This is a genomic window from Streptomyces sp. 2131.1, assembly GCF_900105515.1.
Taxonomy (GTDB): Bacteria; Actinomycetota; Actinomycetes; order Streptomycetales; family Streptomycetaceae; genus Streptomyces; species Streptomyces drozdowiczii.
This window is the reverse complement of the sequence record NZ_FNSY01000001.1, coordinates 2,101,243-2,114,314: the sequence shown is the minus strand read 5'-3', so window position 1 is coordinate 2,114,314 and position 13,072 is coordinate 2,101,243. Positions and strand designations below refer to the sequence as shown.

Sequence of the window (13,072 nt, the reverse complement as noted above, 5' to 3'; positions counted from 1 at the left end):
CGCGACTCTCCCCTTACCGGCAACAACGTCTGACACGTGCCAAAGGCACGGTCCGGCGCGGAGTTGTTGCGATTTTCCGGTAACCCGCAGCGCCTTCGGGCCCGGAACGACGGGTACCCCGCCCGAATGGCCCTAGGCTGGACGGGAACCGCCGTCCCCGCCGCAAGAGGTGAAACGTGTCCCCGCGCCGCAACCGCCCCCGAGGCGGCGAGAGCCGCAACGACAGCGCGAGCGAAGCGGGGGGCCGGTACGGCGGAGGCGGGCGCAGCGAGGAGTGGCAGGGCGAGGAGTGGTCCGTACGCCCGGTCAGCGGCGCGAGCGCGGCGGGCAAGCGCTACCGGTGCCCCGGTTGCGACCAGGAGATCCCGTCCGGGGTACCGCACCTGGTCGCCTGGTCCGAGTACGGCGGGGTCGACGACCGCAGGCACTGGCACAAGGCCTGCTGGAACGCGAAGGACCGCCGCACCACACGGGTGCAGCGGTCCAGGAACGCGCCTCGCTACTGAGCGGCCGGGGTCTCAGACGTCCCGCTGGTTCATCGCCAGGCAGGCGCCGCCCATCGCCACCGCGGTCACGCCGATCATGATCCACAGCGGGTCCCAGCCGGACGGGCCGGACGTGGAGACCGAGTTGTCGTAGAAGACGCTCAGCTGGTTCGGGACCGAGTACTCCAGCAGCGCGTCCCGCAGCCCCTCCAGCGAGCTCGCGAACATGAAGAGCGCCAGCACGAGCGGGAGCAGTACCACGCCGATCATGATCGTAATCGCCCCGGCCGAGTGCCGGATCAGCGCGCCGACAGCGAGGGCGAGCAGCCCGAGCGTCGCCACGTAGAGGCTGACACCGACCGTGGCGCGCAGCCACTCCCCGCCGGTGGGCGAGTCCGCGTCCAGCATGGACGACTGGACCAGGGCGACCAGCGACGTCATCACGGTGGTGAGCACGAAGGTCAGCAGGAAGAAGACGAGCGCCTTGGCGCCGAGCACCCGGCCCCGGCTCGGGCACGCCGTCAGCGTCGTACGGATCATGCCGGTGCCGTACTCCGAGGCGATGGTCATCACGCCGAGCGTGATCACGCAGATCGTGCTCAGCAGCACCCCGAAGAAGCCGAGGCTCAGCACCGGGGTGCCGTTCATGTCCGAGTCGGACGCGGAGACCGCGACGGCCGTGAGCACCCCGATGACCAGCAGCAGCGCGGTCATGACGCCGAGCGTCCACATGGTCGAGCGCACGGACCGGATCTTGGTCCATTCGGAGGCGATGGCGTCACCGAGCGTCGCGGGCCGGACCGGGATCGGCGAGGTGTAGAAGCCCTGGGGCTGCTGCTGGTACGCCTGCTGCGGCGCGGCCTGCTGGTACGGCGCCTGCGGCGCCGGCGGCGTGGACGGCGTGGTCATCGGGGGTCCTCGCTGGTCTCGCGCTTGGTCAGGTCTGCGGGGGCCGCGGCGGGGGCGGGAGCCTCGGCCGGGGGCGTGGGCGCCTGCGCGGGGGCGGCGGGCGCGGGGGCGGCGGGCGCGGCGACGGACGCTGCCGCGTACGGGTTCTCGCCGGGCGGCGGCGGGGCGTACCAGCCCTGCTGCGGCACGTCCGGGACGGGCTGCTGCGGCGGCGGGGCGTACCCCGGCTGCTGCCCGTAGCCCGCGTACGGCTCCGGATGCTGGAGGTGGGCCTTCTGGTCGGCGGTCGACCGGTAGTCCACGGCGCCCTGCGTCATCCGCATGTACGCCTCCTCCAGCGACGCCTGGTGCGGCGACAGCTCCCACAGCCGCACGTCCGACTCGTGGGCCAGGTCGCTGATCCGGGGCAGCGGCAGACCGGTCACGCGCAGGGCGCCGTCCGGCTCGGACAGGACCCTGCCGCCCGCCTCGGTCAGCGTGGTGGTCAGCTTCTCCCGCTGCTCGGGCGTCTCGTCCGGGACGCGGACCCGGGCGAAGTCGGCCGAGTTGGCCGAAATGAAGTCCTTGACGCTCATGTCGGCCATCAGCTGGCCGCGTCCGATGACGATCAGGTGGTCGGCGGTCAGCGCCATCTCGCTCATGAGGTGGCTGGAGACGAAGACCGTGCGGCCCTCGGACGCCAGCATCCGCATCAGGTTGCGGACCCAGAGGATGCCCTCCGGGTCGAGGCCGTTGACCGGCTCGTCGAAGAGCAGCACCTGCGGGTCGCCGAGCAGCGCCGCCGCGATGCCCAGGCGCTGCCCCATGCCCAGCGAGAAGCCCTTGGAACGCTTGCGGGCCACGTCCTGGAGGCCCACGACGCCCAGCACCTCGTCGACCCGGGCCTCCGGGATGCCGGCCAGCTGGGCGAGCGAGAGCAGGTGGTTGCGGGCGCTGCGGCCGCCGTGCACGGCCTTGGCGTCGAGCAGGGCGCCCACCTGGCGGGGCGCGTTCGGCAGGCTGCGGAAGTCGTGGCCGCCGATGGTCACCCGGCCGGCCGTCGGCCGGTCCAGGCCGAGGATCATCCGCATGGTCGTCGACTTGCCGGACCCGTTGGGACCGAGGAATCCGGTGACGGCCCCCGGCCGCACCTGGAAGGAAAGGTTGTACACGGCCGTCTTCGCGCCGTAGCGCTTGGTCAGGCCGACTGCCTCGATCATGCTCCAGCCCCATCGACTTATCTGTCGTCGGGGCACAGGCCGTCCGGCCGTACGCCCCCGTAAGAGTTAGGAGGATATCCGCGCCTTGACGGTTCCGGCCAAGTCGTTACGGGGGCGAGTCCTGCCCGGTCCGGGGTCGTGTCCGGGTCAGGCGTCCCGCTTCTTCAGCACGAGGAAGCCGCCGATCACCGCGGCCGCCACCCAGCCCACCATGATCAGCAGCCCGGCCCACGGCCCGTACGGCGCCGGGTCGCTGTTCATCGCGTCCGGCACCACCTGCATGATCTTGGAGCCCGCCTGGTCCGGGAAGTACTGGGCGACCTTCTTGGCGCCCGGCACCGCCGACAGGATCTGCGAGACCAGGAAGAAGAACGGCATCAGGATGCCCAGCGACAGCATGGAGCTGCGCAGCATCGCCGCCACCCCCATGGAGAAGAGCGCGATCAGGCCCATGTAGAGGCCGCCGCCCACGACCGCCCGCAGCACGTTGTCCGCGCCGATGTCCGTGCCGTGGTCGCCCAGCAGTGCCTGGCCCAGGAAGAACGTGACGAAGCCCGTGATCAGGCCGACCACCAGGGCCAGCACCCCGGCCACCAGCATCTTGCTGAAGAGGAAGGTCGCCCGCTGCGGCACGGCCGCCAGCGAGGTGCGGATCATGCCCGAGCTGTACTCCGTACCGACGACCAGCACCCCGAACACCACCATCGCCAACTGGCCGAGAATCATCCCGGAGAAGCTGACGAACGTCGGGTCGAAGGTGGCCCGCTCCGCGTCGGAGAGGTCGTCGAACTGCGCGTTCATCACCGCGGACAGGGCCGCGCCGATCGCGACGGTGACCAGGAACGCCGAGATCAGCGTCCAGGTGGTGGAGGAGACCGTACGGATCTTGGTCCATTCGGAGGTCAGGACCGCGGGGACCGAAGCCATCGTCACGCCTCCTTGCCGTCGCCGGACTGCTGGTTCCAGGCCCCGCCCCACTGCGGACCCTCCGGTGGTGGCGGCGGTGCGCCGCCGGCCGGCTCGGAGTGGGCGTGGTATTCGACCGAGCCCGCCGTCATCTGCATGAACGCCTCCTCCAGCGACGCCCGCTGGGCGCTCAGCTCGTGCAGCACGATCGAGTGCCGGGCCGCCAGCTCGCCCAGGTCCTCGGTGGTGGCGCCGTCCACCTCCAGCGTGCCGCCCGCCGCCTCGACCGCGACGACGCCCTCCTGGTGCAGCACATCGCGCAGCCGCTCCTGCTGCGGGGAGCGCAGCCGTACGTAGCTCCGCGAGTTCTCGTGGATGAAGTCGGCCATCGAGGTGTCCGCGAGGAGCCGGCCCTGACCGATCACGATCAGATGGTCGGCGGTCAGCGCCATCTCGCTCATCAGGTGCGAGGAGACGAAGATCGTCCGGCCCTGCGAGGCGAGCGTCTTCATCAGGTTCCGGATCCAGTGGATGCCCTCCGGGTCGAGCCCGTTGACCGGCTCGTCGAACATCAGGATCTCGGGATCACCCAGCAGCGCCGACGCGATGCCCAGGCGCTGGCCCATGCCGAGCGAGAAGCCCTTGGACTTCTTCTTCGCCACCGCCGTCAGACCGACGGTGTCCAGGACCTCCGCCACCCTGCGCTCGGGGATGCGGTTGCTCTGGGCCAGACAGAGCAGGTTGTTGTACGCGCTGCGCCCGCCGTGCATCGCCTTGGCGTCCAGCAGCGCCCCGATGTACTTCAGGGGTTCCGAGAGCTCGCGGTAGTGCTTGCCGTCGATGCGCACGGACCCGCTGGTGGGGTTGTCGAGATCGAGCATCATCCGCATCGTGGTGGACTTGCCCGCCCCGTTGGGTCCCAGAAAACCCGTCACCATTCCCGGTCTGATCACGCACGACAACTGGTCGACGGCGACCTTGTTCCCGAAGCGCTTCGTGAGGCCATCCAGCTCGATCATGCGTTCACGCTAGAACGACCGCGTGCCCGGCGCCACCACAAAGGCGGAACCGGGCACGCGGGTACGACAACCGGAATCAGCGGGTCTGCTGGGCCGGGACGCCTCGGGAGGCGGGCTCCTCGTCGGCGGGGGTGCCGGCGGCGGCCACCGCGGCACCGGTCAGCGTCGCCAGCATCTCGCGGACGTTGGTCAGCTGCGCGTTGATCGAGTCGCGGCGGTTGGTGAGGGCCGCCAGTTCGCGCTCCGACTCGCTGCGGATGCGGTCCGCCTTCGCGTTGGCGTCGGCCACGATGTCCTCGGACTGGCGCTGCGCGGTCTCCACCGTCTGACGGGCCCGGCGCTCGGCGTCCGTGCGGAGCTTCTCGGCCTCCAGACGGAGCTGCTCGGCGCGGTGCTCGATCTCGGCGAGACGCTTCTCCGCCTTGGCCTGACGGGACGCGAGGTCGCGCTCCGACTGGTCGCGGCGCTTGGCGAGGTTGGTCTCGAAGTCCGCGGCGGCCTGGGCGGCCTTGGCGCGGGTCTCCTCGAAGAGGGCGTCGGCCTCCTCGCGCTTCTGGGCCGCGTCCTTCTGCGCGTCGGCACGCAGCGCGGTGGCCTCACCCTTGGCCTTGTCGACGATGCGGACGCCGTCGTCCTCGGCCTTGGCCTTGCGCTCGGCGGCGAAGGTCTCGGCGTCGTTGCGCACCTGCTGGGCGGCGGACTCGGCGAGCTCACGGTGCTGCTCGGCGGCGCGACGGGCCTCCTCGCGCAGGTCCTTCGCCTCCTCCTCGGCCAGGCGGAGGATCTTCTCCACACGCGCGCCGAGACCCGCGTACGACGGCTCCGCGTCGTTCACCTGGGCCTGGGCGTTCTGCGTTTCGAGGTGCAGCTCCTCGATGCGCTTTTCCAGCGATGTGATGCGGGTGAGAGCACTATCACGGTCGGCGACGAGCTTGGTAATGCGGTCATCCACCTGACCGCGGTCGTAACCACGCCGCACGAGTTCGAAGCCGAAGGGGGAGGAAGGGTCACTCATGGGGTTCCTGTCGAAGTGAGACCGGTGAGGTGATAGAGGGAATCCTAGGGGCCGGAGCGGCGTGTCATCGAGCGGATGCCGGTTTGATCTGGAGAATGACACCCCTTTTGGGTGGCTGACCCCCGTAACCCTTGCCACCCGGACGGTTGACGGTCCATGTGCGACCACGGATGACGGCCGGTCGGCTACCCATCGGACTGCTTGCCACTCGATCGAGTGCCCGCAGAGGCCCCGGCCTTGACGTTGGCGGCCGGTGCGGCGCCGCCCTTACCGCCCGCCCCCGGGGTCTCGAAAGACTCCAACGCCTCCAGCACGTCCTGGACACGGGAGATCTCCGTGTTGATGTCCGCACGCCGGCGCACCAGAACCTCCAGCTCGCGCCGGCCCTCCTCCACCACGCGCTTCGCCTCGGCCTCGGCGTCCGTCCGCAGCTTCTCGGCCTCGCGCACCAGGCTGGCCTTCTTCTGCTCGGCCTCCTTCAGCAGCGTCTCGGCCCGCTTCACGGCGGCGATCCGGACCTTGCTCGCCTCCGAATTGGCGTCCGCCAGCAGCTCCTTGGCCTTCGCCGCGGCCTCCTCGCGCTGCTCGGTGGCCGCCTTCATCAGCTTGTCGACGCGCTCGCCGACCGTCTTGACCTGCTCGGCCGTCTCCCGCCGCGCCCGGTCGTGCAGCTCCTGGACCTCGGTCTCCGCCCGGGCTCGCAGCTCCTCGGACCGCTCCCGGATCTGGGTGGCGTCCCGGCGCGCGCCGACCAGCAGCTCGTCCGCGTCCGTCCGGGCCCGCTCCACCAGCGAGTTGCCCTCGATCGTCGCCTCGGAGGTGATCCGCTGGGCCTCCGTGCGCGCCGCGCCGACCATCGTGTCGGCCTGCTCCTCGGCCTCCGTGGCCGCGCGCAGCGCCTCCTCCTGGGCCTTGTTGACGAGCTGGTCCGCCTGCTCGGCCGCGTCCGCCCGACGCTTCGACGCCGCCTCGCGCGCCTCGTCGAGCAGCCGGTCCGCCTCCTGGCGCGCCTCGGCCCGCATCTGCTCGGCCGCCGCCTCCGCGTCGGCCCGCAGCCGCTCCGACTCCTCGCGCGTACGCGCCGCGTGCTCCTGCGCGGACCCGACGGTGGCCGCCGCCTCCGCGCGCATCCGCTCCGCCTCGCCCGCCGCCTCGTCGCCGGTCCTGGCGGCCTGCCGCTCCGCCTCCGTGCGCATCCGCTCCGCCTCGGCGGTCGCCTCGGCCACCAGCAGGTCCGCCTGGGCGGCCGCCTCGGTCCGCATCCGGTTGGCGTCCTCGCGGGCCTCCGCCCGGCTGCGCGCCGCGTCCTGCTCGGCCGACGCCAGCGCGTCCGACGCCTCCGTGCGCATCCGCTGGCTGTACTCGGCGGTGTCGGCCCGCAGCCGCTCGGACTCCGCGATCGCGTCGGAGACCGTACGCTCCGCCATCGCCTTCGCGGCGTCCGTCTCCTCCTTGGCCACCTGGCGGATCCGGGAGGCGTCCTCGCTCGCCCGCTCCCGCTCCGCGTGCGCGTCGGCCCGCAGCCGGTCGGCCTCCTCCTGGGCCTCCGACCTGGTCCGCTCCGCGACATGCTCCGCGGCGGAGCGCAGCCCGGCGATCTCCGCCTCGGCCTGCTCCTGGAGCCCGCTGACCGCGTCCCGCACCTGCTGGGCGGTCTGCTCCGCCGCCGCGACCAGCTCGGCCGCCCGGGTCTCCGCCTCGCCGGTCAGACGCTGCGCCTCGGCCTGCGCCTCCTCGACCCGCTTGCGCGCGGACGCCAGCAGCTCCTCGCTCTGCTCCCGGGCCCGCTCGCGCTCCTGGTTCGCCTCGCTGCGGGCGGCGTCCAGCGTCTCCTCGGCCTCGCGCCGGCGCCGGTTGGCCTCCTCCTGGGCGGCGGCCAGCGCCTCGGCGGCCTCCACTCCCACCCGCTCCGCTGCGGCGGCTGCCTCCGACCGCATCCGGTCGGCGCTCTCCCGCGCCTCGGTCCGCAGCCGCTCCGCCTCGGTGGCAGCCTCGGTGCGCAGCCGTACGGCGACGGACTCGCCCTCCGCACGGGATTGCGAGGCGTCCGCCGCGGCCTCGTCGCGCAGCCGCTGGGCCTCCGCCTCGGCCTGCTCCTGGAGCGTCCGCAGCCGCTCGGCCGCCTCCGCCCGGAGCCGCTCGGACTCCTCGTTCGCCTCGCGCCGGACGCGCTCGGCCTCCGTACGCGCCTCACCGAGCGCCTGCTCGGCGGCGGTGACCCGGGTCTCGGCCTCGTCCTTCAGCCGGGCCAGCTCGTCGGCCGCCTCCGACTGCCGGGCCGCGACCGCGAGCTCCGTCTCCGCGCGCAGCGCGGACGCCGCCTCGTCGGCCGCGGTCCTCGCGGCCTCGGCCTGCTCCTCGGCCTCGGTGCGCAGCTGCTCGGCCTCGGCGCGGGCCCGGTCGAGCGCCTCCTCGGCCTGCTTGCGCAGGGCGGCGGCCCGCTCGGCGGCCTCGCTCCGGACGCGCTCGCTCTCGGTGGTCGCGGCGCCCCGCAGCTCCTCCGCGTCGGCCTTGGCCTTCGCGAGCAGCTCCTCGGCGGTCTTCGCGCCCTCCTCGATCTGCTGGACGGCCTCGCGGCGCGCCTCGCCCCGGATGCGCTCGCCCTCGGCGACCGCCTCGGACCGCAGCTGCTCGGCCTCGCCGCGCAGCCGGCGCGCCTCCTCCTGGAGCTCGACCGTCTTGGCGCGGTACTCCTTGGTGTCGTCCTTGGCCGCGCCCTTGAGCTGGTCGGCCTGCTCGGCCGCCTCGCCGCGCAGCCGGTCCGCCTCGGCCTCCGCCTCGCGGCGGATGCGCTCGGCCTCCTCGCCCGCCGCCCGGGTGGCCGTCTTCGCGTCTTCGGACGCCTTGGTCAGGATCTCCTCGGCGGACCTGGCCGCCTTCGCGAGCTGGGCGGCCGCGTCCTCGGCGGCGGCGGTGCGCGCGGCCTCGGCCGCCTCGGAGCGCAGCCTCTCGGCCTCGGCGCGGGCGTCGGCGAGCGCCTGCTCGGCCTCCCCCTTGAGGGTCTCGGCCTCCTTGGTCGCCTCGCCGACCAGCCGGGCGATCTCCGCCTTCGCCGTACGGGTGCGCTGCTCGTTCTGCGACTCGGCACCGGCCAGCCGCTTGACCGCGGCCTCCTTGGCCTCGGCGAGGACCTTCTCGGCCTCCAGCCGGGACTCGCGCAGCCGGGTCTCGGCCTCCTGCATGCGCTGCTCGGCGGCCCGGTTCAGCTCGGTGGTCTGCTGCCGGGTCTGCTCGGTCTCCGCGGTCGTCGACAGCCGCAGCTGCTCCGCGTGGCTCGTGGCCTCCTGCGCCTGGCCCGCCGCGACGCTGAGCATCCGCTCGGCGTCCTTGCGGGCGCGCATCAGGATCGACTCGGCCTCGGCCCGGGCGGACTCCGCCTCCGAACCGATCCGCAGACGCGTCTCCTCGGAGAGCCGGGCGGCCTCGGCCCGGGCGGCGGACAGCGCCTGCTCGGCCTCGGCGCGGGACTCCTCCAGGAGGCGGCGGGCCTGCGACTCGGTCCTGGCCCGCAGCTGCTCGGCCCAGGCGACGTTCTCGTTGACGTGGGACTCGACGGTCTGGCGGCGCTCCGCCAGTTCCTGGTCGAGCCGCTGCCTGCGCTGCACGGCCTCGTTGTGCAGCTCGGCCTGGAGCCGGGCCTGGTGCTCCGCGTGCTCCTGGAGGATGCGCTGCGTCTGGGCGCGGGCGTCGCGCAGCTCGCGCTCGGCGTCGCTGCGCAGCTGCTCGGCCTGGACCTGGGCGTTACGGAGCAGCTGCTCGGCCTGGTAGCCGATGTCCGCGCTGTCGTACGCGGGGCGCATCGCCAGACTGCGCCGCGCCTCGTGCAGCTTGGCGCGCAAGACCTCGACCTGGTAACCGAGGTCCTCGGCGTGCTGGACAGCCTTCTCCCGGTCGGTCCTGAGGCGGTCCATCTCGGCCTCGAACCGCGAGAGATGGTCGTCTTCAGCCCGGTGGCTCTCCTGGCGTTCGTAGCCCCGCACTGCGCGGTCCCATCCTTCCCCGAGCTCTCAACGTTCGGGGAATGGTGACAGATCAACGGCTGGGGACGCGGCGCGCCCCCGACCCGGCCCCGGCCCGGAAGAGCCCACTCTACCGGGCGGGTATGGCTGGGGTCAGTGCTCTGTCTTCGCCGTGACCAGTTCTGTGAGGACCCCGTGGCAGTCCTTGGGGTGGAGGAAGGTGATCCTGGACCCCATCGAACCCGTCCTGGGCTCGTCGTACAGCACCCTGACGCCCTTCTCGCGGATGTCCGCGGCGTCCGCGTCGACGTCCGCCGTACCGAAGGCGATGTGGTGCACTCCCTCCCCGTTCTTGGCCAGCCATTTGCCCACGGCCGAGTCCTCCCGGGTGGGCTCCAGGAGCTGGAGGTAGGAGGCGCCCCCGTCGGACGTATCGTTGATCTTGAGCATGGCCTCGCGTACGCCCTGCTCCTCGTTGACCTCGGAGTGGAACACCTCGAAACCGTAGGTCGAGCGGTAGAACTCGACGGTCCTGTCGAGGTCGAAACAGGCGATCCCGATGTGGTCGATTCGCGTCAGCATGGGACCAGTGCAGCGCGCCGCGGATGGTTACGCAACGTGCGCGCGATCACACTCGCGGGCGGATGACGGGGCGGGTACCGCTCAGTACATTCAAGTAAACCCTCGTTCACATCTAACCCAAGGGGCTGTGCCTCATGTCAGGAACGACCGGTACCACCTCCGTGATCGTCGCGGGCGCCCGGACGCCCATGGGCCGGCTCCTCGGCTCCCTGAAGACCTTCTCCGGCGCGGACCTCGGAGGCATCGCCATCAAGGCGGCGCTGGACCGGGCCGGCATCGGCGGCGACCAGGTCGAGTACGTGATCATGGGCCAGGTGCTCCAGGCCGGCGCGGGCCAGATCCCCGCCCGCCAGGCCGCGGTCAAGGCCGGCATCCCGATGAACGTCCCCGCGCTCACCGTCAACAAGGTGTGCCTCTCCGGGCTCGACGCCATCGCCCTGGCCGACCAGCTCATCCGCGCCGGCGAGTTCGACGTCGTCGTGGCCGGCGGCCAGGAGTCCATGACGAACGCCCCGCACCTGCTCCCGAAGTCCCGCGAGGGCCACAAGTACGGCGCGATCGAGATGCTCGACTCGATGGCGTACGACGGTCTGACCGACGCCTACGAGAACATCCCGATGGGCGAGTCCACCGAGAAGCACAACGCCCGCCTCGGCCTCGACCGCGCCGCCCAGGACGAGATCGGCGCCCTCTCCCACCAGCGCGCCGCCGCCGCCCAGAAGAACGGCCTGTTCGAGGCCGAGATCACCCCGGTCGAGATCCCGCAGCGCAAGGGCGACCCGGTCCTCTTCTCCAAGGACGAGGGCATCCGCCCCGAGACCACCGCCGAGTCCCTCGGCAAGCTGCGCCCGGCCTTCGCCAAGGACGGCACGATCACCGCGGGCACCTCCTCGCAGATCTCCGACGGCGCCGCCGCGGTCGTCGTCATGAGCAAGGCCAAGGCCGAGGAGCTGGGCCTCGACTGGATCGCCGAGATCGGCGCCCACGGCAACGTGGCAGGCCCGGACAACTCGCTCCAGTCGCAGCCGTCCAACGCCATCCGGCACGCCCTGAGGAAGGAGGGCATCGGCGTCGAGGACCTCGACCTCATCGAGATCAACGAGGCGTTCGCGGCCGTCGCCGTCCAGTCCATGAAGGACCTCGGCGTCACCTCGGACAAGGTCAACGTCAACGGCGGCGCCATCGCGCTCGGCCACCCCATCGGCATGTCCGGCGCCCGCGTGGTGCTGCACCTGGCGCTGGAGCTGAAGCGGCGCGGCGGCGGGACCGGTGCGGCGGCCCTGTGCGGCGGCGGCGGCCAGGGCGACGCGCTGATCCTGCGCGTTCCGGGCAAGTAACGCGGTACGGGCACACGCGGTAAGAGAACACGCAGCGAACGGAACGGAGCGGTGATGGTGGACGTCCCCACCCTGGTGGAGCAGGCCCGCGCGGGCGGACCGCGGGCGGTGGCCCGGCTCATCTCCCTGGTGGAGGGGGCCTCGCCGCAGCTGCGCGAGGTGATGGCGGCCCTGGCGTCGCTGGCGGGCAACGCCTACGTCGTCGGCCTGACCGGTTCGCCGGGCGTCGGCAAGTCCACGTCCACGTCGGCGCTCGTCTCCGCGTACCGGAAGCAGGGCAAGCGGGTCGCCGTGCTCGCCGTGGACCCCTCCTCGCCGTTCTCCGGCGGCGCGCTGCTCGGTGACCGGGTCCGGATGTCGGACCACGCGTCGGACCCTGGCGTCTACATCCGCTCCATGGCGACCCGCGGCCACCTCGGCGGCCTCGCCTGGGCGGCCCCGCAGGCGATCCGGGTGCTGGACGCGTCGGGCTTCGACGTGGTCCTGGTGGAGACCGTGGGCGTCGGCCAGTCCGAGGTGGAGATCGCCTCGCAGGCCGACACCTCGGTCGTCCTCCTCGCCCCCGGCATGGGCGACGGCATCCAGGCGGCCAAGGCCGGAATCCTGGAGATCGGCGATGTGTACGTCGTGAACAAGGCGGACCGGGACGGGGCGGACGCCACCGCCCGCGAGCTCAACCACATGCTGGGCCTCGGGGAGTCCCGGGGCCCCGGCGACTGGCGGCCGCCGATCGTGAAGACGGTCGCCGCCCGGGGCGAGGGCGTCGACGAGGTGGTCGAGGCCCTGGAGAAGCACCGGGCGTGGATGGAGGAGCGCGGGGTCCTCGGCGAGCGGCGCGCGGCCCGCGCCGCCCGCGAGGTCGAGACGATCGCGGTCACCCGCCTCCGCGAGCGCATCGGCAGCCTGCACGGCGACCGCCGCCTCGACGCCCTGGCCGAACGCATCGTGGCGGGCAGCCTGGACCCGTACGCGGCGGCGGACGAGCTGGTGGCGGGGCTGACGGGCGAGAGCTGACCGGTCCGGGTCCTTGAGGGGCCCCTGTGGGCGCGGCGTGCGGGCCGCGCTTGCGGGGGCCTCGTCGTCTCACGGCGCGAGCGAATGCTTCCGCCGGATCCCGTCGCGGGGTACGGGGAGCGCCACGGTTTCGGGAAGGGGCGGGCAGGGGAACAGGCCGGCCGCGCGCCGCCGTACTACCCCCGCTGCCCCCGCAGGTGCTCCGCCACCGGCGTCAACGCCGCGTGCAGCTCCGCCAGCGCCTCCGGCGACAGCAGGTCCATGAAGTGCTTGCGGACGGACGCGACATGGTGCGGTGCCACCTTCCGCATCGTCTCCGCGCCCTCCTCCGTGAGGACCGCGTACAGGCCTCGGCGGTCCGACTCGCAGTTCTCGCGGCGGACCAGGCCGGCGCTCTCCATCCGGGTGATCTGGTGGGAGAGGCGGCTCTTGGACTGGAGTGTGGCGCCCGCGAGGTCGCTCATCCGCATCCGGCGGTCCTCGGACTCCGAGAGGTTCACGAGGATCTCGTAGTCGTTCATGGTCAGGCCGAATGGCTGGAGGTCCTTCTCCAGCTGGTGTGTCAGCAGTCTGCCGACATCCAGATGGGTGCGCCAGGCGCACTGCTCGGCGTCGCTCAGCCAGCGGGTGGCCGTCTCGGTCTCCAT

11 protein-coding genes are annotated in these 13,072 nt (G+C 72.4%); 3 read left to right on the top strand and 8 right to left on the bottom strand.

Features of this window, described 5'->3' with window-relative positions; all coding sequences use genetic code 11:
* Positions 1–176 precede the first annotated feature (176 nt).
* Positions 177–506, top strand: coding sequence for an ATP/GTP-binding protein (locus BLW14_RS09220; RefSeq protein WP_093706121.1), 330 nt, complete (start codon positions 177–179; stop codon positions 504–506).
* Positions 507–518: 12 nt separating this feature from the next.
* On the opposite strand, the gene BLW14_RS09215 is transcribed toward BLW14_RS09220, so the two are convergent.
* The 7 genes from BLW14_RS09215 to mce form a co-directional block, all read right to left on the bottom strand.
* Positions 519–1,394, bottom strand: a complete 876-nt coding sequence (locus BLW14_RS09215) for an ABC transporter permease (protein WP_093706119.1) — start codon at positions 1,392–1,394, stop codon at positions 519–521.
* A complete protein-coding gene (locus tag BLW14_RS09210; protein WP_093706117.1) occupies positions 1,391–2,593 on the bottom strand; it encodes an ABC transporter ATP-binding protein in 1,203 nt (400 codons plus the stop codon). The genes BLW14_RS09215 and BLW14_RS09210 overlap by 4 nt, the downstream gene beginning before the upstream one ends.
* Positions 2,594–2,740: 147 nt before the next feature.
* Positions 2,741–3,520 carry an ABC transporter permease gene (locus tag BLW14_RS09205; protein ID WP_093706115.1) on the bottom strand — a complete coding sequence of 260 codons (780 nt, stop codon included), beginning with the start codon at positions 3,518–3,520 and terminating at the stop codon, positions 2,741–2,743.
* 2 nt (positions 3,521–3,522) lie between these two features.
* On the bottom strand, positions 3,523–4,518 hold the full coding sequence (locus BLW14_RS09200; protein WP_093706113.1) for an ATP-binding cassette domain-containing protein: 996 nt from the start codon (positions 4,516–4,518) through the stop codon (positions 3,523–3,525).
* 76 nt (positions 4,519–4,594) lie between these two features.
* Positions 4,595–5,533 (bottom strand): coiled-coil domain-containing protein, encoded by a 939-nt coding sequence (locus tag BLW14_RS09195; protein WP_093706111.1) that lies wholly within the window; start codon positions 5,531–5,533, stop codon positions 4,595–4,597.
* Positions 5,534–5,718: 185 nt separating this feature from the next.
* Complete coding sequence (gene scy, locus BLW14_RS09190; protein ID WP_093706109.1) at positions 5,719–9,513, bottom strand: polarized growth protein Scy; 3,795 nt, start codon at positions 9,511–9,513, stop codon at positions 5,719–5,721.
* Between the two features lie 132 nt (positions 9,514–9,645).
* A complete protein-coding gene (gene mce / locus BLW14_RS09185) occupies positions 9,646–10,074 on the bottom strand; it encodes a methylmalonyl-CoA epimerase (protein WP_093706107.1) in 429 nt (142 codons plus the stop codon).
* 134 nt (positions 10,075–10,208) lie between these two features.
* Between mce and BLW14_RS09180 the strand changes: the two genes are divergently transcribed.
* Together BLW14_RS09180 and meaB are read left to right on the top strand one after the other, a co-directional pair.
* Entirely contained in the window at positions 10,209–11,411 is a 1,203-nt protein-coding gene (locus BLW14_RS09180; protein ID WP_093706106.1) for an acetyl-CoA C-acetyltransferase, read from the top strand.
* Positions 11,412–11,465: 54 nt separating this feature from the next.
* Positions 11,466–12,425, top strand: coding sequence for a methylmalonyl Co-A mutase-associated GTPase MeaB (gene meaB, locus BLW14_RS09175; protein WP_093706104.1), 960 nt, complete (start codon positions 11,466–11,468; stop codon positions 12,423–12,425).
* 176 nt (positions 12,426–12,601) lie between these two features.
* Here meaB and BLW14_RS09170 read toward each other — a convergent pair whose 3' ends face one another.
* The gene (locus BLW14_RS09170) at positions 12,602–13,072 is read right to left on the bottom strand and encodes a MarR family winged helix-turn-helix transcriptional regulator (protein ID WP_018521177.1); all 471 of its coding nucleotides are present in this window, start codon (positions 13,070–13,072) and stop codon (positions 12,602–12,604) included.

Excerpts from the sequence above, each read along its gene's own strand:
- BLW14_RS09200 (WP_093706113.1), bottom strand. The coding sequence starts at position 4,518 with ATGATCGAGCTGGATGGCCTCACGAAGCGCTTCGGGAACAAGGTCGCC.
- BLW14_RS09210 (WP_093706117.1), bottom strand. The coding sequence starts at position 2,593 with ATGATCGAGGCAGTCGGCCTGACCAAGCGCTACGGCGCGAAGACGGCC.
- BLW14_RS09215 (WP_093706119.1), bottom strand. The coding sequence starts at position 1,394 with ATGACCACGCCGTCCACGCCGCCGGCGCCGCAGGCGCCGTACCAGCAG.
- BLW14_RS09195 (WP_093706111.1), bottom strand. The coding sequence starts at position 5,533 with ATGAGTGACCCTTCCTCCCCCTTCGGCTTCGAACTCGTGCGGCGTGGT.
- mce (WP_093706107.1), bottom strand. The coding sequence starts at position 10,074 with ATGCTGACGCGAATCGACCACATCGGGATCGCCTGTTTCGACCTCGAC.
- meaB (WP_093706104.1), top strand. The coding sequence starts at position 11,466 with ATGGTGGACGTCCCCACCCTGGTGGAGCAGGCCCGCGCGGGCGGACCG.
- BLW14_RS09180 (WP_093706106.1), top strand. The coding sequence starts at position 10,209 with ATGTCAGGAACGACCGGTACCACCTCCGTGATCGTCGCGGGCGCCCGG.
- BLW14_RS09170 (WP_018521177.1), bottom strand. The coding sequence starts at position 13,072 with ATGGAGACCGAGACGGCCACCCGCTGGCTGAGCGACGCCGAGCAGTGC.
- BLW14_RS09205 (WP_093706115.1), bottom strand. The coding sequence starts at position 3,520 with ATGGCTTCGGTCCCCGCGGTCCTGACCTCCGAATGGACCAAGATCCGT.